The 22,911-nt window shown below is 36.9% G+C and carries 19 protein-coding genes; 9 read left to right on the top strand and 10 right to left on the bottom strand.

Features of this window, described 5'->3' with window-relative positions; genetic code table 11:
* Positions 1-127 precede the first annotated feature (127 nt).
* Positions 128-784, top strand: coding sequence for a hypothetical protein (locus ACIR131C_RS0101480; protein ID WP_028088780.1), 657 nt, complete (start codon positions 128-130; stop codon positions 782-784).
* 65 nt (positions 785-849) lie between these two features.
* Here ACIR131C_RS0101480 and hemJ read toward each other — a convergent pair whose 3' ends face one another.
* Both hemJ and ACIR131C_RS0101490 read right to left on the bottom strand, forming a co-directional pair.
* A complete protein-coding gene (gene hemJ, locus ACIR131C_RS0101485; RefSeq protein WP_028088781.1) occupies positions 850-1,428 on the bottom strand; it encodes a protoporphyrinogen oxidase HemJ in 579 nt (192 codons plus the stop codon).
* A gap of 89 nt (positions 1,429-1,517) precedes the next feature.
* Positions 1,518-2,111 carry a thylakoid membrane photosystem I accumulation factor gene (locus tag ACIR131C_RS0101490; RefSeq protein ID WP_028088782.1) on the bottom strand — a complete coding sequence of 198 codons (594 nt, stop codon included), beginning with the start codon at positions 2,109-2,111 and terminating at the stop codon, positions 1,518-1,520.
* Between the two features lie 343 nt (positions 2,112-2,454).
* Here ACIR131C_RS0101490 and ACIR131C_RS0101495 point away from each other — a divergent pair, with 343 nt between their 5' ends.
* The 4 genes from ACIR131C_RS0101495 to ebsA all read left to right on the top strand — a co-directional run bounded on the left by ACIR131C_RS0101495 (position 2,455) and on the right by ebsA (position 5,921).
* On the top strand, positions 2,455-3,798 hold the full coding sequence (locus tag ACIR131C_RS0101495; protein WP_035371361.1) for a Mur ligase family protein: 1,344 nt from the start codon (positions 2,455-2,457) through the stop codon (positions 3,796-3,798).
* Positions 3,799-4,053: 255 nt separating this feature from the next.
* Positions 4,054-4,326 (top strand): hypothetical protein, encoded by a 273-nt coding sequence (locus tag ACIR131C_RS0101500; RefSeq protein ID WP_028088784.1) that lies wholly within the window; start codon positions 4,054-4,056, stop codon positions 4,324-4,326.
* 122 nt (positions 4,327-4,448) lie between these two features.
* Positions 4,449-5,429 carry a metal ABC transporter solute-binding protein, Zn/Mn family gene (locus ACIR131C_RS0101505; protein ID WP_196811706.1) on the top strand — a complete coding sequence of 327 codons (981 nt, stop codon included), beginning with the start codon at positions 4,449-4,451 and terminating at the stop codon, positions 5,427-5,429.
* 117 nt (positions 5,430-5,546) lie between these two features.
* The gene (ebsA, locus tag ACIR131C_RS0101510; RefSeq protein ID WP_028088786.1) at positions 5,547-5,921 is read left to right on the top strand and encodes a type IV pilus biogenesis protein EbsA; all 375 of its coding nucleotides are present in this window, start codon (positions 5,547-5,549) and stop codon (positions 5,919-5,921) included.
* A gap of 32 nt (positions 5,922-5,953) precedes the next feature.
* Here the strand turns inward: ebsA and ACIR131C_RS0101515 are convergent, their stop codons facing one another.
* A complete protein-coding gene (locus ACIR131C_RS0101515; protein WP_028088787.1) occupies positions 5,954-7,837 on the bottom strand; it encodes a DNA polymerase III subunit gamma/tau in 1,884 nt (627 codons plus the stop codon).
* Between the two features lie 143 nt (positions 7,838-7,980).
* Between ACIR131C_RS0101515 and ACIR131C_RS0101520 the strand changes: the two genes are divergently transcribed.
* The 3 genes from ACIR131C_RS0101520 to hemE all read left to right on the top strand — a co-directional run bounded on the left by ACIR131C_RS0101520 (position 7,981) and on the right by hemE (position 12,046).
* Positions 7,981-8,625, top strand: a complete 645-nt coding sequence (locus tag ACIR131C_RS0101520; RefSeq protein ID WP_231395369.1) for a hypothetical protein — start codon at positions 7,981-7,983, stop codon at positions 8,623-8,625.
* Positions 8,626-8,823: 198 nt separating this feature from the next.
* Complete coding sequence (locus tag ACIR131C_RS21615; protein WP_155962967.1) at positions 8,824-10,779, top strand: tetratricopeptide repeat protein; 1,956 nt, start codon at positions 8,824-8,826, stop codon at positions 10,777-10,779.
* A gap of 214 nt (positions 10,780-10,993) precedes the next feature.
* Positions 10,994-12,046: a uroporphyrinogen decarboxylase gene (hemE, locus tag ACIR131C_RS0101530; protein WP_028088789.1), complete on the top strand. Its 1,053-nt coding sequence runs from the start codon at positions 10,994-10,996 to the stop codon at positions 12,044-12,046.
* A gap of 246 nt (positions 12,047-12,292) precedes the next feature.
* Here the strand turns inward: hemE and ACIR131C_RS21620 are convergent, their stop codons facing one another.
* Positions 12,293-13,699, bottom strand: coding sequence for a serine/threonine-protein kinase (locus ACIR131C_RS21620; protein WP_051347463.1), 1,407 nt, complete (start codon positions 13,697-13,699; stop codon positions 12,293-12,295).
* Between the two features lie 236 nt (positions 13,700-13,935).
* Between ACIR131C_RS21620 and ACIR131C_RS0101540 the strand changes: the two genes are divergently transcribed.
* Positions 13,936-14,892, top strand: coding sequence for an NAD-dependent epimerase/dehydratase family protein (locus ACIR131C_RS0101540; RefSeq protein ID WP_028088790.1), 957 nt, complete (start codon positions 13,936-13,938; stop codon positions 14,890-14,892).
* An 885-nt stretch (positions 14,893-15,777) separates the two neighbouring features.
* On the opposite strand, the gene ACIR131C_RS0101545 is transcribed toward ACIR131C_RS0101540, so the two are convergent.
* From ACIR131C_RS0101545 to ACIR131C_RS23805, 6 genes are all read right to left on the bottom strand, one after another.
* A complete protein-coding gene (locus ACIR131C_RS0101545; protein WP_028088791.1) occupies positions 15,778-17,226 on the bottom strand; it encodes a bifunctional orotidine-5'-phosphate decarboxylase/orotate phosphoribosyltransferase in 1,449 nt (482 codons plus the stop codon).
* 370 nt (positions 17,227-17,596) lie between these two features.
* Complete coding sequence (gntT, locus tag ACIR131C_RS0101550; RefSeq protein ID WP_231395370.1) at positions 17,597-18,967, bottom strand: guanitoxin biosynthesis MATE family efflux transporter GntT; 1,371 nt, start codon at positions 18,965-18,967, stop codon at positions 17,597-17,599.
* 80 nt (positions 18,968-19,047) lie between these two features.
* The gene (locus ACIR131C_RS0101555) at positions 19,048-19,584 is read right to left on the bottom strand and encodes a class I SAM-dependent methyltransferase (protein ID WP_081677145.1); all 537 of its coding nucleotides are present in this window, start codon (positions 19,582-19,584) and stop codon (positions 19,048-19,050) included.
* A 37-nt stretch (positions 19,585-19,621) separates the two neighbouring features.
* Positions 19,622-20,410: a phytanoyl-CoA dioxygenase family protein gene (locus ACIR131C_RS21625; RefSeq protein WP_051347465.1), complete on the bottom strand. Its 789-nt coding sequence runs from the start codon at positions 20,408-20,410 to the stop codon at positions 19,622-19,624.
* A 50-nt stretch (positions 20,411-20,460) separates the two neighbouring features.
* Complete coding sequence (locus tag ACIR131C_RS0101565) at positions 20,461-21,687, bottom strand: macrolide family glycosyltransferase (protein ID WP_028088794.1); 1,227 nt, start codon at positions 21,685-21,687, stop codon at positions 20,461-20,463.
* 19 nt (positions 21,688-21,706) lie between these two features.
* Positions 21,707-22,621: a CgnE/CgnB domain-containing protein gene (locus ACIR131C_RS23805; RefSeq protein WP_028088795.1), complete on the bottom strand. Its 915-nt coding sequence runs from the start codon at positions 22,619-22,621 to the stop codon at positions 21,707-21,709.
* Positions 22,622-22,911: the final 290 nt, after the last annotated feature.

Here is a 22,911-nt window from a genome sequence, read left to right on the forward strand (position 1 = left end):
AATAAGTTGTGGAGGTACAAAATCATCTGCGTTTATCTGCGTTTATCTGCGTTTCCTTCCTAATTCCTGTACCTATGAGGATGGGAAATGCTATTATTTACAATTTATATGATGACAAAAACGAGCAATGCTAAACCTTGACTGGAGTTTAGAAATCGAAGAGGAAAAAAGAACAAGGAAGAATGAAGTAAATTTCCCTCCTGGTTTTTGGTGCTTATATTTGATAGCCTGTAATTTATGGTTATTTATTGCTCCTGGATTTTATTATCCTCTAATTGCGAAAAGTATTACTCCTAAATCTGTAAGTCCCCAAGTTACTAACTCCTGTTCTCAAAAAAGTTTAGAAACTTTAACAACTCAATTAATGTTAGATTTACCTGGCTATGCTAACCGTGTTACCCAACGTGCGCGTCCTCTGAAAAGGAGTGTTGATACTTTTTCCTATATTTTAGCTGCGGGTAAACCAGAGTTTGAATCTTTACCATTAAATCCTGGTATTGATCATGGGAATAACTATAACACAGAAGGAGTAGAACAGGTTTTCTTTACAACCTTAGAGAGAAAATATCTCAATAAAAAACCTGTAGAATTACAAGAATTTCACAGGCTATTTTTGACAAAAACTAACACTGGTTGGAGTGTGGTGATGATGTTTTCTCAAACCAGTGAGTATCCAGTTAAACCTCCTATCGCACCACCCAGAAATAGTAGTTATGGTGCGATCGCTCAAGGTGTTAAACTATGGTTACGGGATTGTGAGGCTGGAACTGTTCGCTTACAGTAAGTAGTTACAGCTATTTTCAGGTAAATCGTTTTTTGTTTCCCACCCAGGCGCAGATCAATATAGTATTACCCTTGGGGAATTTGATTTAATTCTGCTGTCAGCTTCTCTTTATTGCGTCTGCGGATTTTTGCGTAAAGTTGAATACTCACTGCCATGAAAACCACTAAACCGAAAATTAACCAGGCTGTCATGTCGGTGGGTAAGTTGTTCTTGAATATAGCTAACATGACAATTACAACTAGTAAAAGCGTTGGTGCTTCATTCAAAGCGCGTAAACTTTGACCACTCCATTTACATTCATTCGCTGCTAACTGCTTCATGAGTCTCCCACAATAATGATGATAGCCAATTAAAACAGCTACAAACGCTAATTTGAAATGTAGCCAGGGTTCTTGTAAAATATCCATGTTTGTAGATAAGATACCAATAGCCATCGCTACTGTTACTAACATCCCAGGGGTAGTTATAATATCATAAAGACGCTTTTCCATGATTTGATACTGGTTTTTCAGTATCGTTTTTGCTGGTTCTGGTTCTTGGTTGGCTTCAACGTGGTAGATAAATAACCGAACTAGGTAAAATAACCCCGCGAACCAAACCACAAAGCCAATAATATGAAATGCTTTAAACCAAGAATAAGCCATAATATCCTAACCTGCCTTAATCGCCTTACAAATGACCTTAATCCAGGTTACGGTAATTCTAGTCGAGAATGACGATACATTAAGAACTATTATTGATCTTCTAACTGACTACTAAACTGTTTAGCAGAACGTCGTTTTAACTCGACTGACTCAGTGCGAGGTAATAAATCAAATATTTCTCTAAATTTGTCGTCTATTTCTGCAAAAGGTACTTGACCTTTTTTGTTCAAGACTACTTTACCCGACTGGTCAAAAACTACAACTTGAGGAACACCCCCTGAATAATAATATCCTGGTTCTGTCGGTTGATAGGTCTTGTCAGCTAAAATGGTATCAACGCTGATAGGAATAATCTCCGCTGCGCGTCCATAGAATGCTTGTACCTCGGAAACAACTTGGGCGTATTTCTTGCAGTCGCTACTATCATCAATGTAAAATGTGACTAGGGCTGGTTTGTGTTCTGCTAATGTCTGTGCTAGTGTTTCTTTGGCAGGAACTAAAGAACCATTACCAGCATAAATTACAAAAATATTACCATCATAACGATCATCTTTAATACCTGCCATTGCGGGCTGTATACTAATTATGAATAGCAAAGGAAGTAGTAATAAGCATTTAGATACTAACCGTCTCCAGTTAGTAATTATTTGAGTTTGTAAAAAAAGCCACTTTATGATATTCATTCACAGAAACCTTGTATTTGTCATTGGTTAGTTGTCAGTGGTCAGTTGTCAGTTGTCAGTTGTCAGTTGTCAGTGGTCAGTGGTCAGTGGTCATTGAAAAAAATCATCTTTTCTTGTTTCCCTATTTCCCTGTTTCCCGTCTCCTTGTCTCCTTTTGATGTTATCTTCTCTATAATAATCCTATTTGATTTTTTTTAATGAACCACACTAGACCCAGAGATCATGGAGGAAGAGAAAATAAAGATGTTATGTCTACGGATACACATACCCATTCAAAATCGTTATAGTTAGTTAAATTTACAGTTTCAAATGCTTTTGACAATGATCACCTTATTCATAAATCATGACTGTGGGTAAAAAAATAAAATTTATCAGTAGACTTACCTTGGGTTTTGCGGTATCAATAGCCAAAAGCGTGACGTTTTTGGTCAGGTCACTGCGTCTTGGTGCTGCTAGTGTTTTACCAGGTGCTATTGCGCGACGTATAGAACCCCGAATTTTGCAATTATTGAGTCAGCAAGTTAAACACGGGGTAATTATTATTGCGGGAACAAATGGAAAAACTACTACTGCTTTGCTGTTATGCACCATTTTACAACGAAAGGGGTTTCGTATTGCCCATAATTCTACAGGCGCGAATCTGGAAAACGGTTTAGCAACTGCTTTGATAGACAATGCTAATCTGTTGGGAAAGTTAAATATAGATTATGCAATTTTAGAAGTTGATGAAAATATAGTTCCCAAGGTTTTGAAACCGCTACAACCTCGAATTATTCTCTGTTTAAATCTGTTCCGGGACCAATTAGATAGATATGGAGAAGTAGATAGTATTAGTAAGCGGTGGACAAAGGTAATTTCGACCTTACCAGAAACAACCGTAGTTATTCCCAATGCTGATGATCCAACTTTATCATATTTGGGTCAACAGTTACCACAAAGAGTCTTATTTTTTGGTTTAAATGAACCAGAAAATTATTTAGAAGCTATTCCTCACGCTGTTGATTCTATCTATTGTCCTAGATGCGGCCATGCTTTAGACTATCAAGGGGTTTATTTATCCCACTTGGGAGATTTTACTTGTCCTAGTTGTGGTTTTACTAAAGGTCAACCCGCATTAGTAAGTCGCAAATGGCCACAAATTCTTATCGGTTTGTACAATAAATATAATACTTTGGCCGCAGTTACAGCAGCAAAAGAATTAGGAATTGATGATGTTATTATCAGAGATACAATTAACGATTTTCAAGCCGCTTTTGGTCGCGCTGAAGATTTATTTATTGACGGTAAACGAGTACGGATTTTATTATCTAAAAATCCCGTAGGTACAAACGAAACTATTCGCGTCGTTACTCAAAGTACCGATAAAACTACTTTATTGGTCTTGAATGACAGAACCCCCGATGGTACTGATGTATCATGGATTTGGGACGTGGATACGGAAAAGTTGGTAGCAAGAGGAGGAACCTTGATTGTGAGTGGCGACCGTGTGTATGATATGGCCTTACGTTTGCGTTATAGTCAAGAATCTCTCGATAGTGATATTAACCTGATTGTAGAGTCAGATTTGCACAAAGCGATCGCTACTGCTCTAGAGCATACACCAGCAAATGAAACTTTACACATTCTCCCCACCTATTCGGCCATGTTAGAAGTAAGAGAAGTATTAACTGGTAAGAAAATCCTCTGATAACTCAAGTTACTAGTTATCTAGTTGAGGCTGGTAATAGGTAATTGGTAATGGGTAATGGGTAATTTTCTGTTTTCATCCTTTAATCTTGGATATCCTGATTATGACATTTTCCCTAACTATCAACTTACGTTAATAATTGACAAGTTTATATCGTTTCCCAGTCTAATGAAGTACATACCAATTTATTCCCTGTTCCCTGTAACCTGTAACCTGTTCCCTAAAACTAAAAAACTTTGTACCTCACGAGCAATTATGAACATAGTAAAACTGATTTTACTTGCTTTTCCCGCATTTTTAGCATCTCTGCTATTACTATTCAACCCAGCACAGGCTTCTTTGAAAGCTACACCTGCTGCAAATACAATTGCGGTATTATCTACTCAAGCGAATCTTGATTTAACAATGCCGCAAATAAATAAGATTACACATTCTCTGATAGAAAAAACTGGTTGTAGTTGCGCTAATTGCGTTCAAACCAATTTAGATAAGTTACAAGGTAAATTGCCTATGATTGGGCTTAATTAAGTTAGACTAATTAATAAAGATACAGATTTGCTGTGTCTTTATTAATTAATTGATATGATAATCAAACTCTGAAAAAGTTTAAATTCTGGAACTTTGCAGATATTTATAGGCGACAATAAATCATGTTAGGAAAAAAAATATCTACCCATTTATTAAAAACCACCATTTTCGGTTTCATATTAGGATTATTTGGCTGTGGAAATAGAAATATTAGTACAATATATAATCAAAGAAATTCGACTATTAATAATAACTTACCCATAGTAGTAGCAACTAATAGCGTAATTTGTGATTTAACAAAACAAGTTGCTGGAAATACAATTAACCTGATATGTTTAATCCCTCCTGGTATGAACCCCTTAACCTATAAACCCATACCGGAAGATAGTCGAGTTATCGAAAGTGCTAATTTGGTTTTATATCATGGTTATAATTTTGAACCAGGTTTAATGAAAATCATTAAATCTACCACAAATACAAACTCTTATACAAAAATTGCTGTTGCTGAAAGTGCTGTCAAAAATTCGAGCAAAATTAAACTGATAAAACCCCAGATTTGGCATAATCCTAATCATACCATAAAAATGGTAAAAATTATTAATAATAATTTAGTTAAATTAGCACCAAATAATAAAAATATCTATAGTAAAAATACTAAAAAAGTCATCCGAGAAATAAATCAAATTGATAATTGGATTAAGAAAAGACTAGATACTATTCCTGCTAAAAATCGCAAGTTAATCACCTTCAACACAGCAATGATTTATTACGTCGAGGCTTATAAAATTCCATATTCAGTAAATTTAGCTAAAATCAGAAATATCGAAAACCTGACATATACAGAAATCGAAAATTTCGCTATGGATATTGAAAAAGCTAATGTACCAACAATTTTTGCAGATACAATAACTAACTCTAATTTACTTGAATCTGTAGCCAGAGAAGCTAATGTTAAGGTTTTTCCAAGACCACTTTATATCAATGGACTAGGTGCAGCGGGGACTGACGGAGACACCTATCAGAAAATGATGGACGCTAATACAAGAATAATTGTGGAAGGACTGGGAGGAACGTATTTAAAGTTTGAACCTTATTTACAATGAAAAATCATCATGACAGAATACCAAAATGTTCAAGAATTTTATCGCCTCTAGTTGTGTGGAAACAATAAAAGAGATATAAATGTCTTTATTATTGGTTAATTTCAGGAATTTGCAATCATGTCTATTGATCAACTTCAAGCTGTAAATAAAGAACAAACAACCGTTTATATACCGTATATTCAGTTGAGTAAGCGAAATTTATTACCCTATGCCCTTAGTCTTTATCAAAAAGGTGTTTTAGAGGGATACCGAAAAATTGAATGCGGTAACAATATTCCCTTTATTGCTACTTGGAATATTACCACATTACCCTCGGATTTAATCCGTTGTCGGATGCAGTTTGATGGTAATCCTGAACTAACCTATGAAGTTATGATGGCCAATTTTGAATTTGTGAGTTTTTTAATTGAACTCTTGCAAAACTATAAGCGATATCGTTGTATAGATTTTTCTCCGAATTTTTACCGCAAACTCCTACGCGCAGATGATTAAAACAGACAGTACCCACCCCCCTGCTGTATTTTTCAAGCATATTCATCATCAACATAAGATTCATATATTTCATGAGTTTCCGTAGAAGTAACGGAGTTAGCTAAATGGAAGCTATCATCTGTCACACGGATGATTTCTCCAGAAAAGAATTTGGCTAAACTTTCCGCAGCTTTGAGTACACCATCGTGATCCCAATTTGATGGTGGTGGTTCGACTTTTGCAGCAGAAGCAATAGCTTGTGTTGTCCCTGTATTGGTGACAATCGGCTGAGTTTTGACAGGTGCGGGTGGTACTGTAGATACTGTAGATACTGGCTGTACTGCGACTGTGGGTGGCTGTGGTGTGGGTTGTTGTTGTTGAACGGGAGGAGAATTTTGTCCCGGTGGATTTCTTCTCGTTGATATCACACTTGCGCCAGTAGCTTTTTCCAGAGTGACTTGTATTTCCTGCTGAAACGCTTGTCTAAATGCCGTAGTAATCACAGGTACATAGGATTTCACTTTGTCATACCAAACTGCTTTTACCCCTACACGGGCAATAGAACCGTCAAACTCAATTAAATGACACATTTGTCCTAGTAATGCCTGGGTGGGTAGCTGTTGAATATGTCCACGCACTTGTTGCCAAAGTTGTGTTAAGTCGTATTGTGAATCTTCCCTAACTGGCTGTACTGGTGCTGGTACGGGTAAAGGTTCTGGGGCTGGTGGTGAAAAATTAACAGGTGAATTGTGATTTGTGGGTGTATATATTGGTGGTGTAGTGACAGGAGTAGTATTAACTCGCTGGGAAATATTTTGGGAAATATTTGTGGTTGGGATTTGAATATTGGCACTGGGTAATAATCCCAGTAATGTTACTTCTAACCATAACCGGGGTTGAGTGGTGTTTTTTAGTTGTACTTCTGCTGTTCTCAGGTGTTGTTGTCCCAGTAGGATGGTACTGGTGTCAAATTTTTGGGCAAAGTTCACTAATGATGTCCAAGTTGACTGGGTACAGGTAACTAAATCTTGACGACTGGGGGCGGTTTTCGCTATCAGAAAATCCCGGTAAAAAGCGGCGAGATTTTGGAGAATTATTAGGGGTTCTCTGCCTCTATCTAAGATTTTTCGGGTAAAGTCTAATACTATCTCAGCCTGATCTTGACTGATGGCTTCTAATAGTCCCAGTAAGTCTTTTTCACTGACTGAACCCACTAAATCCCAAACTTTATCCGGTGTCACTTCTCCATTGACTAATGCTAATTGATCTAGTAAACTTTCTGCATCTCTTAATCCCCCTTGGGCAATTTGTCCCACCAATGTCAAAGATTCATGGGAAATATTAATATTTTCTTGGGAAGCAATGTGAGTTAGATGTTTTACCATGGACTCTAGTTGAATCCGCCTAAAATCAAACCTTTGACAACGAGAAATAATTGTTGGTAACACTCTTTGTGGGTCTGTTGTTGCTAGAACAAAAACAACGTGCTTAGGTGGTTCTTCTAGGGTTTTAAGTAATGCGTTGAAGGCTGCGGTACTTAACATATGGCATTCATCAATCACATAAACTTTATACCGACACTGCATGGGAGCAAATTGCGCCCTTTCAATCAGTTCCCGAATATTATCAACACCAGTATTACTAGCAGCGTCAATTTCAATCACATCTGTAGAATAGCCTTTAGTAATTCCCTGACAAATTTCGCAAACTCCGCAGGGTTCGGGTGTGGGTTGGTTACCTTGCAGACAATTGAGAGATTTAGCCAAAATTCTCGCACTGGAAGTTTTTCCTGTACCTCTAGGGCCAGTGAACAAATAAGCAGGGGCGATTTTTGCTGAAAGAATAGCATTAGTTAGGGTAGTAGCGATCGCTTCCTGACCCACCAGTTGAGCAAAACTTTTTGGCCGATACTTATGGTGCAGCGGTTCGTAAGACATGGAAACAGGTTTAAATCCGTATATCCCTGGTAAATTAAGGGTTTGATTATTCTAACAAGTTATGGCATTTTCCCATTCCCTGACCACCGTACTACTTACTGATATCGTTAAAATTTAAAGAAGCAACATCAATGGTGCCGCAGATGCTCAAGCAACTAATTCAATGGATCAAAAAATTTTTCCGGCGCTTGTTTGCTGGTAAACAAAATCTCACCCCCCCTGGAGAACAAGTTTCAAAATCAGTAGCACCACCCCTGAGTGATACAGATTTAGAATTTCTATTTACAGAACTTTTAGAAGGAGTTCATCAAGTCAAGGGACAAACCTGGACACAAAAATGGCTAGATAATCTTGAGCATCGTGTCAGCACGGAGCGCTGGTTAGAATGGTTAAATCGCTTTGGGGAAAGATTATTAGCATCCTCTAGACCTCATCATGAATTAGCAGCTAGATTAGTTCAACTCGGTGAATTGAGAGTTGGGGAAATCAGTAATCTGTCCTACGATATAGGTATGAAGATCTTAACACGCAATCCAGGAGAGCCAATTTGGGAATATGACGGACCAGATATAGTACAAAATAATCCTTCAATAGCGACCAAAACGGCAGAACTAACGACAGAAGAATACAAAACTGTTACGCTAGATGAGTTACTCATGATGTTGCAAGATGATGAAAACCTATGTCAGCAACTTGCTCAAGAACTAGGGATGGAAACATATCATCCCGAAGAAATTATTCAAGCCTTAGTTAATCAGTATCATGAAGCTAATAAATCTTCTGTATAATCAAGATTAGTGACAGGAAGAGTCTCTGACTCCATCTCCTCGTCACTAACCTTAATCACTAAGTTTGATTTACTCAGTGTAGCCATCAATAATTTTACGTAATTAAACCTCAATTTTGGAGTTGATTACGTAATTAATGATCTTTTAGACACGACGATAGCTACAATCAAGAAGAAAAAAATTTCAATAAATTGGCAGATGTTAACGTGGCTATTGCAGGGGCTTAACGAATTTTTACAATACATCTTTGACAGTATGGGGATCATCAACCCCCAGACTAGTCAAGGTAATCTGGTGGCAGAACAGCCACCAGAACTTACGAGTGCGGATCTAGAGTTTTTATTTAACGAACTTTTGGAAGGAGTCAATCAAGCACGAGGGGAACGGTGGGCGCTAAAGTATTTGCAACGAATGGAACCAAGAATTACTGTTGACCGTTGGCTAGATTGGCTGTTAACCTATGGCGACAAATTACTATCTTCTCCCGCGCCTAATCATGAATTAGCCCAGCGGATGGTTCAATTGGGTGAGTTGGGTATTGGTGAGGTTGGCAACTTGTCCCATGATATTGGGATTCAGCTATTGTGGCGCAACATGAACCAAGACCTGGAGCGCGATCAAGAATCACAGGACTTGGAGATTCCTATATCCACTCCAAAGGAGCTAGATAGTCCTGGTCAAGAATTACCTCGCCAATTTGGTGAAGAATTATGGGCGGTTCCAGATGTGGATACTATTACTGACCAATCAGTATCCCAACTGATTGACGACTTATTGACAAATTCCTCTACAGGGTCAACCAGTAAGTCTTTGTCTAAAAATACTACAAAAGAAAAGACTAAGACGGTAACTGGCTCTCACAGTGGCGACTATACAATTGAGAAACGTCCCGAAAATTTTGAGGAAGTATTTGCAGATCCATTAGCTCCCCACAAAGAAAGCTTGATAGCGATACAACCCCAGTTAGCATCCACTTTAGATGAGTTGATGGTACGGTTGGAGCAAAGCACTAATCTCGTTGAGCAGTTAGCTTCAGATTTGGCAATTCGTGATCGTCAGATTGTTCAACTAAGATCAGAAATATTTGTTCCTCGTCAGGCGGAAACTTTATTTTCTCAAGGTCTCCAGCAAGCTAAATCGGGGAATTTATTAGCCGCTTTGGCTTTGTATCAATGCGCTAGTCAACTACAACCTCAAGTTTATGAATATTGGTGGCATCAGGGGTTAGTTCTCTTTCATTTACACCGATTTACTGAGGCGATCGCCGCTTATGATCAAGCCCTGAATCTACAACCGGACCATCATGAAGTCTGGATTGATCGGGGTATAGTCCTATTTAATTTAAAAAGATATGCAGAAGCAATTGCTAGTTATGATCAAGCCCTCTCTATTCAACCTGAATTTTATTTGGCTTGGTATAACCGGGGTGTGTCCTTTGAAAACTTAGGTAATCGTCAAGAGGCGATCGCTTCCTATCAAAAAGCCATAGCCATTAAACCTGATTTTCACCCCGCTTGGTATAATCAAGCTGTAGCCCTATTTTACTTAGAACGTTTCGCCCAAGCTATTTCTTGTTATGACAATGCTTTACAAATTAAAATAGACTATTGGGAGGCTTGGCTTGGTCGTGGTGTAGCTGCGGCTAATCTCAACTCTTACCAATCATCATTGATTGTAGTTAGTAACATTTCTAGATCTAATCCCGCTCTCAATTTAGGTGGCTATGAAGGTAAGTTAGCAAGTTATCAAGAGGGGTTGAAACACCTTCGTCCAGATACTCACCCGGAGGGTTGGGCAAGATTACATATAGCTATCGCTAATACTTACTACGAGCAAGGGAAAAAAGATCTCGCACTTCGTGATTATTGGCATGATGCTATATCTGAATACCAACTGGCACTGTCCACTCTCTCACCGGAAGATTTTCCAGAGTTGTACCTAGAAATCTTGCAATCTCTGATCAAAGTGTTTGTCTGTTTGCAAGAAACAGCCACTGCACAGGAGCTACAAAAACGCGGGATTCAATTATTACAACAATTACTCTCTCACCCTACTCGTTCTGATAATATCAAAAAACAATTGGCACTAAAATTCGCAGATTTTGAACCATTAACAGTTGATTTAAGCCATAAATACATAGACAAGACTTGTTAGAAGCTTCCGAAACCGCTCAAAAATGTAAAAAGAATTACTTATATTGAATGTAATTAGGTAAAAAGTACAAATGCGGCAGTAAATATTCTTAATCTGGACAAAAATAAAGAAGCGGAATTAAACCGTTGATTAACCCTCAAGCGGATCAACGGTAATCTGAGAATGATAAGCTATATGGTGACATATAAAAGTGCAAATAAAGGCAAGTTGTTAAATGGGTTTTTCGTCAACGGATCCTCTCCTCCTCCGCGCTGCCCGTGGTGAACAAGTAGACCGTCCCCCCGTATGGATGATGCGACAAGCGGGACGCTATATGCAAGCATATCGGAATTTACGGGACAAATATCCTTCTTTCCGCGATCGCTCGGAAATCCCCGAAGTAGCGATTGAAGTTTCCCTCCAACCCTGGAGAGCTTTTCAACCCGACGGAGTAATTTTATTTTCCGATATTGTCACCCCCCTACCAGGAATGGGGATTGACATGGATATTGCGGAAGGGAAAGGACCAATTATTTATTCGCCCATACGCACTAAACAACAAGTTGATCAACTGCATTCCTTAGATCCAGAAACAGCACTGCCGTTTATCAAAACGATCTTGCAAGCATTACGGCAGGAAGTAGGTAATCAATCAACGGTGTTAGGCTTTGTTGGCGCACCTTGGACTTTAGCAGCTTATGCGGTAGAAGGTAAAGGTTCTAAAACCTATTCCATTATCAAAAACATGGCCTTCTCAGATCCCACTGTTCTACATCAGCTATTAACTAAATTAGCTGAGTCTATAGCAGATTATGTGCGCTATCAAATTGATTGTGGCGCTCAAGTGGTACAAATGTTCGACTCTTGGGCTGGACAATTAAGCCCTCAAGATTATGATACCTTTGCTCTACCTTATCAAAAAATGGTATTCGAGAAGGTGAAACAAACTCATCCTGACACACCATTAATTTTGTTGGTGACAGGTAGCGCCGGACTTTTGGAAAGAATGGCAACCTCCGGCGCTGATATTATTACTGTAGACTGGACAGTAGATATGGCAGATGCACGAACCAGATTAGGTAAGCACGTGAAAGTACAGGGTAATCTTGATCCTGGTGTATTATTTGGTTCTCAGGAATTTATCCGGGAGCGTGTTATTGACACTGTTCGTAAAGCCGGTAATTGGGGACACATCCTTAATCTCGGACATGGTGTATTACCAGAAACTCCAGAGGAAAATGTGGCTTTCTTTTTTGAAACCGCAAAAAACCTCAACGCTTTGGTTTAGTTTCTGTTTGATTTTTTGGGTGGGTTTTTCCCACCTGATTTTTGGGGAACGCAGATAAACAAAGATAAACATAGATGAGGAAATATCCTTTAATCATCAAAATATACTTAATCTTTTAAAATCCAATTTGCTAGATTTTGTCTAATTCTTGTTAATTTTCCTTCAGAAATTTCCCGAATTTTACCCAAAAGTATCTGTTAAATCGGATTCTGTGTATTCAGGAAGATGATCATTTTCTTGTTACTATTATGAACGCAAGATCAGAACTATTATAACCGCTTTCCAGTAATCATCTTGAGAATACAAACTAATAACTACTTTCCACCACCATATCGAACCTACGGGAAAAAAGGGAAGATGCGCTTTTGGTGCTTTTATGTCAAAGGTAATTTCATTATCAGAGAGTAAATTTTCTTCTTTTCTCCATCCTACCTTATCTATAAATTTATTCCAGATTTGGTGGTTGTAAGTTGTTGTTCCCCCCACACTTTCATAAATCTGCTTTTGTACAGAAAAACCAAAGCGTCCATTACTATTCTTTACCCATAAATTGTCTATAATGCTAATGTCTTGACTGGGAATATCAAGAACATTGTCTATGGTTAAATAACCTGGTATTCCCCGGTTAGCAAGTGTCAATATTATCCGTCTTGTTTCTTCATCTGCTTTTTTCCATTTACCATCTGCTAACAATTTCTCTAGTTTTTGATACTGACTGGGTACTTTGATAACAGATATTTCAGGTTTGTCAAAAGGTGGTTGAGAATTAGGTTTTTGATCTACAAAATATAACTCCTGCATCACTTTTTTTACAGATTGAGAACGATATTTCGCAATAGGACTTGCTAATTTTTCCAAAATCTTTCCTAATTCATCACTTACCAGATTCCCATTTAAATAATCTCTCCATACCCATTCCCCTTCCATTGGACTATATAAATCAAACGGACTCATTCTTGTTAATAAATGCAAACAAGTTACCCCTAAACTATATAAATCACTAATAAATAATGGTTTACCCATTGACTGTTCAGGAGCGCAATATTCAGCAGATCCAATAATTGTCCCTGTAGCTGTGCGTTGCTGTGGTTTGACTATTTTCGCCGCACCAAAATCTACTAAAAATAACTGATTGTCACTACTGCGAATAATATTTTCTGGTTTAATATCTCGGTGAATTACCTGTTGACTATGAACAAACTCTAATATCTGTAACAGTTCTCTTAATAATCCTCTAATTTGCTGTTCAGAAAAAACGCCATTTTTATCTAACTCAGTTTGTAGAGTTTCACCTTTCACAAATTCCTGTACTAAATATTGACGATTATCGGATGTAAAATAAGCCATTAACTCAGGTATTTGCGGATGCTTACCTAACTCCTCTAAACGTTGTGCTTCCTGTGCAAACAACTGGGATGATTTTTCAATACTATCTGTTCCCTGTGCTTGGGGTAAAAATTGTTTAATTACACAATAAGGTTTTGATGGTTTATCCTCATCAATAGCTAAAAATGTTCTACCAAAACCACCCTGACCTAAAATTGATTTAGGTATATACCTTTCACGCAAAAGTAACTTATTACCGCACTTTTGACAATATTGAAAATTATCAGGGTTAGGAAAAAGACAGTCAGGATTAAGACATTGACGCATAGACTCACCACCAAGGCTTTATTGTAATTTTACCCTAATTAATCAAGATTTACGCAAAATCTCTCAAAAACTCATTTCTCTGCGTCTGGAGGGGTTCATTTAAAAAAATATATAATATAACTTAACTAACACCCAGATCCCCGATTTCTTAGAGAAATTGGGGATCTATCTCCTCAAATCATGCTACAATTACGCACTGAACTCAAGCATACCCAAAAACCCCAACATCCAATTTCATGACCAAAAAACGTATTTTAGTTACAGGTGCAAGTGGCTGTATCGGTCACTATATTAGCGAAGCCTTAATTCAAAACACCAATCACGAATTGTATCTTCTAGTTAGAAACCCCAATAAACTCCAAGTTGATACTACAGTCCGTCCAGGTATCACTATTCTTCAGGGTGATATGCAAGAAATTGATAAATTCTCTAATTTACTCAAAACCATTGATATCGCTATATTAACAGCCACTTCTTGGGGTGGTGAGGAGATTTTTGATATTAATGTCTTCAAAACTCTAGAATTAATGAACCTACTAAATCCAGAAAAATGTGAACAGGTAATTTATTTCTCCACAGCCAGTGTTTTAAATAACGAAAACAAACCACTTAAAGAAGCCGGAGAAATTGGTACAGATTATATCCGTTCTAAATATGACTGTTTACACCAAATTGAAAAGTTAGCCATTTTTCCCAAAATTACCACAGTTTTTCCTACCTTAGTTTTAGGTGGTGATGATAAAAAACCCTATTCTCATCTCACCTCTGGTATTCCTGAAGTTACTAACTATATTAATATCATTCGTTTCTTACAAGCAGATGCTAGTTTTCACTTCATTCACGGCCGAGATATTGCCACAATTATCCAATATTTAAGCGATTATCCACCACAACCAGGAGATCCACGCCGATTTGTTTTGGGGCAATCTTCCCTAACTGTTAATCAAGCTATAGAAGAAGTTTGTGCTTATTTCAATAAAAAGATTTATTTCCGCATTCCTTTGTCTTTGGGTTTAGCTAATTTAATTATTGTCTTATTTCGCATTCAAATGGCAGCGTGGGATAGATTTTGTATGAATTATCGTCATTTTAACTATGCTAATGCCATTAATCCTAGCAGTTTCAATTTACCAAATTACTGTGCAACAATGACTGATGTTTTGAAAATTAGCAAGGTCAAAAATGGCATTTAGATCATAGCCATTTTTAATCAGGTTATAGGTAATGGGTAATAGGTAATGGGTAATGGGTAATAGGTAATGGGTAATGGGTAATAGGTAATAGGTAATTTTATATCTGACTTTCCGCACTTTATTATCTAATAGGCGTAAATTTCCAAAATCTCATTAATAATGGTTAAATTAATAACATAATGACCATTATTATAAATATAGCTGTAGCCACGGTAATTAGGACATGATCAATCATGGAAACTTACAAATAACTGTGCTATAAGTACGGAATGTGGGTTATATATAAGTTTATATTATAGGTTAAACAATTTTTGATAAGTTTTTTTGAAAAAAATTTTTTATTTTTGGGGTTAGTTGGGATTTCGGTGTGCTACGATAGTTATATTAATATAATGGAGCATAAGCAAAATTTTATTTAAGGCATATATTCCCATTATAAAAATACCACATTCGACGGTGCAAGTCAACCTAATTACCCTTTAAAAAAGAATTTTTTGCACTTAAATTAAATTATACATTTATTTGTCTGTATAAATTCGTAATTTTCACTTGATATAAGTTTATATTATGGTTTGAACAATTTTTGATAAGTTTTTTTGAAAAAAATTTTTTATTTTTGGGGTTAGTTGGGATTTCGGTGTGTTATGATAGTTATATTAATATAATGGAGCATAAGCAAAATTTTATTTAAGGCATATATTCCCATTATAAAAATATCACATTCGACGGCGAAAGTCAACCTAATTACCCTTTAAAAAAGAATTTTTTGGTACTTAAATTAAATTATACATTTGTTGAGTAAATTAATTCAGTGCGGATTTAGCTACCCTATTTTTCTGATCATTATTACCCAAGACTTAAGCAAGAATAGGGATTCAGAAATGTCTAATTTGTTTCTACTAAAGTTTTAAATTGTTCCTCACTAATACGGCCTGCTGCATATAAAGTTTCTGTGATTTCAGAAATTGTTAAAACCGCGTGTGCTTGATAGCCATTTTCTCGCAACCTGTCTTTTACACCTTGCTCATGGTCAATAAATACCACAATATCATTGACATTTAATCCTGCATATTTTAACTTTTCTGCTCCTTCCATGACACTTTTACCACTGATTAGAATATCGTCAACAACTACAACAACTTCTCCGGGATTAAAATTACCCTCAATTACCTTGCGCGTCCCGTGTGCTTTTACTTCTTTGCGGGGGAAAATCATCGGGGAATTTAGATGTAATGATAATCCAGTAGCAGTAGGTAAAGAACCATAGGGAATACCTGCTATTCTATCATAAGTTAGTTGCTTGAGAATCTCTGCATAAGCAATCACTATTTGATGAAATATTTGGGGATTGGAAATGATTTTGCGTAAGTCTATATAATAGGGAAAGGTAGCGCCAGAAGCTTGGACAAACTCCCCAAACATAATACAACCAATGTCATAAAGTTGTAAAATCAAATCTAAAAGTGGGTGTTGATTTAACAAACAAACATCAGGAAACCAGACAGAACAAACAGAGTTTTCTTGGGAAATTTCAGTTCTGAGATGATTAATTTCCGCCCTTAAAGATTGCAGTTGTGTAGATAAATGTTCACTTCCTAACATATCTTGAGAAACCGGAAGCAGTAACCCATCACCATGATAATTTAATCCCGCTGATAGCAAGTTTTTCAAATTACCACCTTCAGACCAAATACTGCGGGCTACAATTACTCTTTCTGGTGCTTCCTTGCGAATTTTTGCTAAAATGTCTGGCTGAATAGTTCCTACTTCTAAACCCAGTTGTTCAGGTGTTCCCCAATTTTTTGCTTCTTTGACTACTTGTAAATAAAAAGGTGATTCGGCTGTGGGATATTGCTGCAAAATCACTGCACCTGGATTGGAAGTTGTACACAAGATAAAAACGGCTTTATCGGGATAAACTAAAAAAGGGGCTACGTGATCCTGTCCCGGATAAGGACTCAAGGTAATTGCATCAATCTGCCATTCTTCAAAAACAGTTTGAGCGAAAATTGTACTAGTATTGAGATCGCTATGTTTGGCATCTAATATAATCGGAATATGGGCAGGAATAGCTTTCAAAGTTTTTTGTAGTAATTCCCATCCTGGAATACCTAAAGCTGCGTAAAATCCTAGAGTGGGTTTATAAGCACATACTAAATCAGTGGTCTGGGTGATAGTAAATTCCAACCAATCCCACAGACTATCAATCATACTTTTGGGATGTGATTTCTGGGAATATCGCTCAGGGAGCATTTCTGGATTAGGATCTAGTCCTACAAACAGTAAACTTTGATTTTGGGCGATCGCTCCGTTCAGCTTATCATAAAAGTTCATAAATTTTCCTGGTAATATCTGGCAATTTTTCTACCATCAATGGTAACATGACTATCTGTATTTATCTGTATTTATCTGTGTTCATCTGCGGTCAATGTTATCATTCCTTCCCATTTGCTAAAATTTTATAAAATTTTAGCATTAATTGCCGGTATTTTATCTACATCTTCTATAGTAAGACTAGCAACGGTTAGCATCCGTCAGTCAAGCGTCAAGTGTTTCCCCGCGCCTTTAGGTTGGCGAGTATAATTAATTACAAAAGTTTCCGCTTTTATAAGGTACATCTTAAGCCCCCTCCTCGCTTGCGGGGAGGGGGTTGGGGGTGGGGTTCTTGTACCTTATAACATCGGGAAGTGCTGTATCTTTTGAGCTAACTTAATTCAGTAGTTGTAGGAGAAACGGTAGGAATTTTTATTTCAGTTGTAAATGTATCTAATAGTTTAAATGAAAATACCACAATAGCGGTTATTGAAAATAATATCATTGCTAACCATAAAAGATGGTTACTGTGAAAATACCAGCCTGTTATAGCTATAGGCATGAAACCTCCTGCAAAGGAAATGACGGCAGAATTACGTAACGTTCTTCCTGCGATTAAACCTCCGAAGAATCCTTCCAGAATCACATTAACTGCAAAAAAGCCCTGAAATGGTAACAACCATCTGACATAGTCAGAAATGTTTGCAGTTACTTCAGTGTGGTTGGTTAATAGTCCAAAGATAGTTTCTGGAAAGAGAATATATAAGATAGCAATGGGAATTGAAAGTAATAAGCTAGTGAGTAGACTAACAGTTAGTAATGGTTGTAGCTGCTGTAATGTACCTTGTCCCTTAAAGTTTCCCGTGAGGCTTTGGGTGGCAAATCCCACTCCTTGAACAACAAACATATTAAAAGCTGCCGCTTGAATAAGAACACTATTTTCCGCTAGTATCTCTGTTCCCATTGCCGAACTGAGTTCAGTAAAAATGGCAAAGGTAGAGACCACGGCCAAACTCCTCACTAACATATCTCCATTTAGCTTAAAGGTAGCTTTAATAGCTGACCAATTCAAGACTTTTGGGATGACACCTGATACAATTGACCAATCAATGTGGAAGCAAACTATAATTAAACCTATTATTAATGCTACGTACTGGCTAATGGCTGTAGTTAAACCTGCCCCTGTACTAGCCCAACCCCAGCGAATAATAAATAAGTAGTCCAGCACTACATTAGTTAGGCTTTCTATTACAGATATCAGCACCACAAAAATATTAAGTTCTCGGCCAAAAAACCAACCAACTAAGACAAAGTTAAGTAAAACCGCAGGTGCGCCCCAAATACGAGCCTGAAAATAGTCAAGACCTGCATCTTTTACCTCTGTTGCACCGACTAAAAAGGTAAACCCTACTTGTTGTAGAGGGTACTGAAGAATCAGGATAAGTGTACCTATCCCCAAAGCAATCAGACCATTCCGCAGTAATACTAATAGTATGGCTTCTGGATCATCTGTTCCTACAGCTTGTGCCGTCATACCATTGCTGGAAGAACGTAAAAAATTCAAAACTCGGTATAAGTAGCTAAAGAGAATTGTAGCTAAAGAAACTCCTGCTAGATAACGGATATCAGGTAAATGTCCCAAGTAGGCTAGGTCTATTAAACCCGATAGCGGCACAACAATACTAGAGAGAATATTCGTAAATGCCAGTCGGTAAAAGCGAGATAGGAAGTTATATTCTTGAGGGATTGTAAAATTCATCATTCTGAATTGTTAATATCTTGGCAATATTGTCAGTAAATTCTTATCTATCTAGCAACTGCTATATTTACTCTAGCCTCATGTTATAAATGCGCTAATGCCCAGACGTGGTAAGGAAATTCTGGTTCGTTATCTAGGGAATGAGAAACAGGATCATACTCGACCCATTTAGAGAAGTTAGCAATGATACATTGGCGATTTCCCCAAGAACCAGTTTGAATGTGATCTAGAGGAAATCCGCATTCATGGAGAAAGTATTTGAGTCCAGTTTCCGTCCAGCGTGTGCAATCTATAGGGTAGTTATGAATTTTTACCAAAAAAGGAACGGAGATCAGAAAATACCCCCCTGGGGAAAGCATGGAAATAATATTGCGACCGGCTCGATAGGGATACAATAGATGCTCAAAAACTTGTTCTGCAATAATTAAATCAAACTTTTTTGGCCAGGGTGCAGAACAAATATCATATTCTGGATAGTGGATATTTTCATACTCTTGAAACCCAAAAGTTTCCCAATTCTTGCCGGAAACTTCTAATACTCGCCATTTTGAAAACGGCAAATTCTCTAGTAGCTTTGCCGTTTCCCGGTTCATTACAACTCGACTCCAAGTGATCCCCATAACTGTATTATTTGTACAAATTTTTACTAATAAAAGTTTATTGTTGAGTAAATATGCGATCAAGTTCGTCTTGACTAAGAGCTATTAATGGCGTGAGATCGGGATTTGATAAAAAAGCTGGTCTTTCTTTGTTGGGAAGGGCGCTGTTCTCAACACTGCTATAGGTGATGACAAAGTTCCGGCGGTCCCAGGGAGAAATATTGGCAACAGAACCATGTAATGTATCATAATGTACGAACAAAACCGACCCCGCGAGACCTTTCGGTGCGACTATTCCTTGCACAGATGCAAATTTGGCAATCGTTTCTGGAGCGACTGCTAAGGATGAATTAGTAGTTGAAGCAGAAGTTACCGCTTCGAGTATTCCCTGTTGATGAGAACCTGGTATGTAATATACTGGTCCATTAAATTCATTCACTTCATCTAAGAAAAGGATGGCATTTCCTCCTTTTGGTGAGGGAATTCGTTCGTAATATTGTGCAAATGCAGAGTCTTGATGCCACCCCCACATTCCTCCTGTAAAAGCTGGTTTTATGACGATTTTACTGCGAAAAACGTACAATTCACTGGCAAAAAGTTGTTGTGCAACTGCCAATAAACGAGGGTGACGGACTAAATCTCGGAAAATTTTGTTATTGAGATGAACTCCATAGAGAGTCCGTAAGGTTTTTTGATCATCTTCTAAAACACGACCAACTGCTTCATCGTCCATGACCATGGGAATTTGATCACAAATTACTGATATTTCCTCACGGCTAAAACACTCTGGAATGAACAAAAATCCTTGTTCTTCATAACTTTTTATTGCTTCTGTTGTCAGTTTCATTTTGCTGTTAATTATAATTTACTGAGTTAATGCAGATAATAAAATTTGTCCTATTGTAAAACATGAGAAATGCTGTTCCTCTGTTTAAATTCTAAAATTTTATCTACTGCTTTTTGCGTGCCACCTGATGTTATCAAAGAATCACTTAATAGATCAATATTACTACGAATTTTTTCATCTTTGATAATCTGTTCAACAAGCGATCGCAATTTCAATGGAGCAATATTTTTCTGTTTTACCCATACTCCGATATTTAATTCTTCTACACGATTAGCTACTAAATATTGATCACCTCCTTGGGGAAATACAATCAGTGGTACTTTGTGAATTAATGCTTCCCAAGTGCTATTAGTTCCTCCATGAGTAATAAAAACACTAGCTTGTTGAAGCACTTGCATCTGAGGTACATAGTTACTGACAATAAAATTAGGGGGAATGTTTCCCAATTCAGCAATATCTATAAATTTCCCTACAGACATTACCACCGTATACTCACTATTTGCAAAAGCTTGTAAACATTGTTGATAAAAAAAGGTTTTAGAATTATATAATGTCACCGATCCTAGTGAAATATAAATAATTGGTTTTTCTGCACTCTTTAGTAAAGGAAATTGAGAATCAACTGCTCTCTGACTGTAACAAGGTCCTGTAAAAATATAACTGGCATCGAAATATGAACGCTGGATCTGAAACATTTCCGATGTATAAACAATATTTAAATCACCTCGCAAATTCATAGAATTTGGTTGTAGTTGAAATACATCTTTTTTGCGAATCGTCTTTATTGCATACTTTTGGGTTAATTGCTGCCAAAGTCGTTGATGTCGGTAAAATCTTTGTAAATGTTTAACAATATCATTAATCGGGTAGGCTGCTAATAACAATGGTAATGGAGGCAAAAAATGAGGTGGTAGAAGAAAATTTGTATGGAAGCAAACGCTAGATATATTCAGTAAATCCGCACAGATAGCAGCCCATAAGCATTTAGCATGAAAAATAATTAATTTGGGACGGTTGACTTTTAAATTTTCTAATAAAATTGGTACAGCATCTAAGCAATATTCTATCAACCGCGATTGCAGTGTCGGATCTGAATCTGGAGGTTTCATGCTAGGAAGTGGTTGAAATCTAGCACCTGCTGATTCAATTTTATCTCGAAATTCATCGAAGTAATAATAATCTATTTTTTCTCCTCTATGAGCGAGTTCTTGAATTAAACCTAGAGTTGTATCAATCCGGGTGTAACTAGGAAGATCAAAGAAAGCAATATCTGCCATAATAGTAATTCCTCAGTAATTAAACCCACTTCAAAGCCTGAGAAATAAAGTCAATATGGGGAGCTTTTTGTGCCATTCCTATCCCTACATGAGTTCCATATATACCTTCGTTAACAACTGAATTTATTGACCAATCAATTGTTTCCTCAATCTTTTTATTAGCACCAAAGGCTATTTCTGTCAGATTTAAACCTCTTTCTAAGTTGTAAGTCATATCTAATAATACAGCAGTCTCATCTTTACCATCTATGATCAGATGAGTTATGACATTATCTTCTATTTCTAGATATTTTTCTTGACTTAATTTCACCCTATCTGTAATATATTGCAAAGGCTGCCAATTATAATCTTTTGTTTCTTGAGTTGTAGTTTGGGTTAATATACCATCAAAATAGAAAGTTCCATCTACAGAAAAGCTGGATTTATTTGCTTTTGTATTCACTACTGAACTTTCCCAGAACTCAGCCACAGAGTAAAACCATCCTGACTCCAGTTCCACATCAGCATTAGCTATTTCTATATTCTCACCTAGAGAGCATTTGAGCTTGCTTCCTCTTGAGTCTGATAAATATAACTCACTTTCACTTTCAGCTATTTTATCGTATAAAATATCTCGAATTGCTAATGCTTGTTCAATATCACCTGATAATAGCTGATTAAAAGAATATTGAATTACAGGTAAGCTCCCATCAAACTTTACTGCTGGCAAATGTACTATGGTACTTTGAGAATCATGCCAGAGTTGTTTAAGTTTGTAATAGTAGCTATAATCTGAAAAGATTAAAAAGGCTGTTTGTTTACTCTTAAAGTCATAATCATCAAAAAAAATAGTTTTATATCCTTGCTCCTGAGAGTAAGTATGAATTTCATTACTATCAACAATAATTGGCATCTGTCTTTGAAGAAAAGCTTGATAAAACTCTAAGATGTGCATATTTATTTAACGAATTACAAAACTTTATTGTCTTCAAGATATCTTAATTAAGTGTGAAAAATTAATAAGTTTGGACAACAATTCTTAGAATTGTTGTCCAAGTGCTTAGACTAGTCTTAGAACCTGTAAATACTTACATTACTAAGTAATTTTTAGCAAATTATTACCAGTAAACATTGCCCAGATTGCTGCGGGTTTCTTTGTTAACTTGTTCAAGTTTACGTTTTTGTGTTTTCTTAGCGTTCATTTTAGTTGCTCCTTAAAATTTGCAATTTTAGCTACTAATTTGC

The sequence above is a fragment of the Dolichospermum circinale AWQC131C genome, from assembly GCF_000426905.1.
GTDB classification, from domain to species: domain Bacteria; phylum Cyanobacteriota; class Cyanobacteriia; order Cyanobacteriales; family Nostocaceae; genus Dolichospermum; species Dolichospermum circinale.

What these genes read in the sequence shown, in the direction of transcription:
- ACIR131C_RS0101480 (WP_028088780.1), top strand. Translation starts at nt 128, where the DNA reads ATGCTAAACCTTGACTGGAGTTTAGAAATCGAAGAGGAAAAAAGAACA.
- hemJ (WP_028088781.1), bottom strand. Translation starts at nt 1,428, where the DNA reads ATGGCTTATTCTTGGTTTAAAGCATTTCATATTATTGGCTTTGTGGTT.
- ACIR131C_RS0101490 (WP_028088782.1), bottom strand. Translation starts at nt 2,111, where the DNA reads ATGAATATCATAAAGTGGCTTTTTTTACAAACTCAAATAATTACTAAC.
- ACIR131C_RS0101495 (WP_035371361.1), top strand. Translation starts at nt 2,455, where the DNA reads ATGACTGTGGGTAAAAAAATAAAATTTATCAGTAGACTTACCTTGGGT.
- ACIR131C_RS0101500 (WP_028088784.1), top strand. Translation starts at nt 4,054, where the DNA reads ATGAACATAGTAAAACTGATTTTACTTGCTTTTCCCGCATTTTTAGCA.
- ACIR131C_RS0101505 (WP_196811706.1), top strand. Translation starts at nt 4,449, where the DNA reads ATGTTAGGAAAAAAAATATCTACCCATTTATTAAAAACCACCATTTTC.
- ebsA (WP_028088786.1), top strand. Translation starts at nt 5,547, where the DNA reads ATGTCTATTGATCAACTTCAAGCTGTAAATAAAGAACAAACAACCGTT.
- ACIR131C_RS0101515 (WP_028088787.1), bottom strand. Translation starts at nt 7,837, where the DNA reads ATGTCTTACGAACCGCTGCACCATAAGTATCGGCCAAAAAGTTTTGCT.
- ACIR131C_RS0101520 (WP_231395369.1), top strand. Translation starts at nt 7,981, where the DNA reads ATGCTCAAGCAACTAATTCAATGGATCAAAAAATTTTTCCGGCGCTTG.
- ACIR131C_RS21615 (WP_155962967.1), top strand. Translation starts at nt 8,824, where the DNA reads ATGTTAACGTGGCTATTGCAGGGGCTTAACGAATTTTTACAATACATC.
- hemE (WP_028088789.1), top strand. Translation starts at nt 10,994, where the DNA reads ATGGGTTTTTCGTCAACGGATCCTCTCCTCCTCCGCGCTGCCCGTGGT.
- ACIR131C_RS21620 (WP_051347463.1), bottom strand. Translation starts at nt 13,699, where the DNA reads ATGCGTCAATGTCTTAATCCTGACTGTCTTTTTCCTAACCCTGATAAT.
- ACIR131C_RS0101540 (WP_028088790.1), top strand. Translation starts at nt 13,936, where the DNA reads ATGACCAAAAAACGTATTTTAGTTACAGGTGCAAGTGGCTGTATCGGT.
- ACIR131C_RS0101545 (WP_028088791.1), bottom strand. Translation starts at nt 17,226, where the DNA reads ATGAACTTTTATGATAAGCTGAACGGAGCGATCGCCCAAAATCAAAGT.
- gntT (WP_231395370.1), bottom strand. Translation starts at nt 18,967, where the DNA reads ATGATGAATTTTACAATCCCTCAAGAATATAACTTCCTATCTCGCTTT.
- ACIR131C_RS0101555 (WP_081677145.1), bottom strand. Translation starts at nt 19,584, where the DNA reads ATGGGGATCACTTGGAGTCGAGTTGTAATGAACCGGGAAACGGCAAAG.
- ACIR131C_RS21625 (WP_051347465.1), bottom strand. Translation starts at nt 20,410, where the DNA reads ATGAAACTGACAACAGAAGCAATAAAAAGTTATGAAGAACAAGGATTT.
- ACIR131C_RS0101565 (WP_028088794.1), bottom strand. Translation starts at nt 21,687, where the DNA reads ATGGCAGATATTGCTTTCTTTGATCTTCCTAGTTACACCCGGATTGAT.
- ACIR131C_RS23805 (WP_028088795.1), bottom strand. Translation starts at nt 22,621, where the DNA reads ATGCACATCTTAGAGTTTTATCAAGCTTTTCTTCAAAGACAGATGCCA.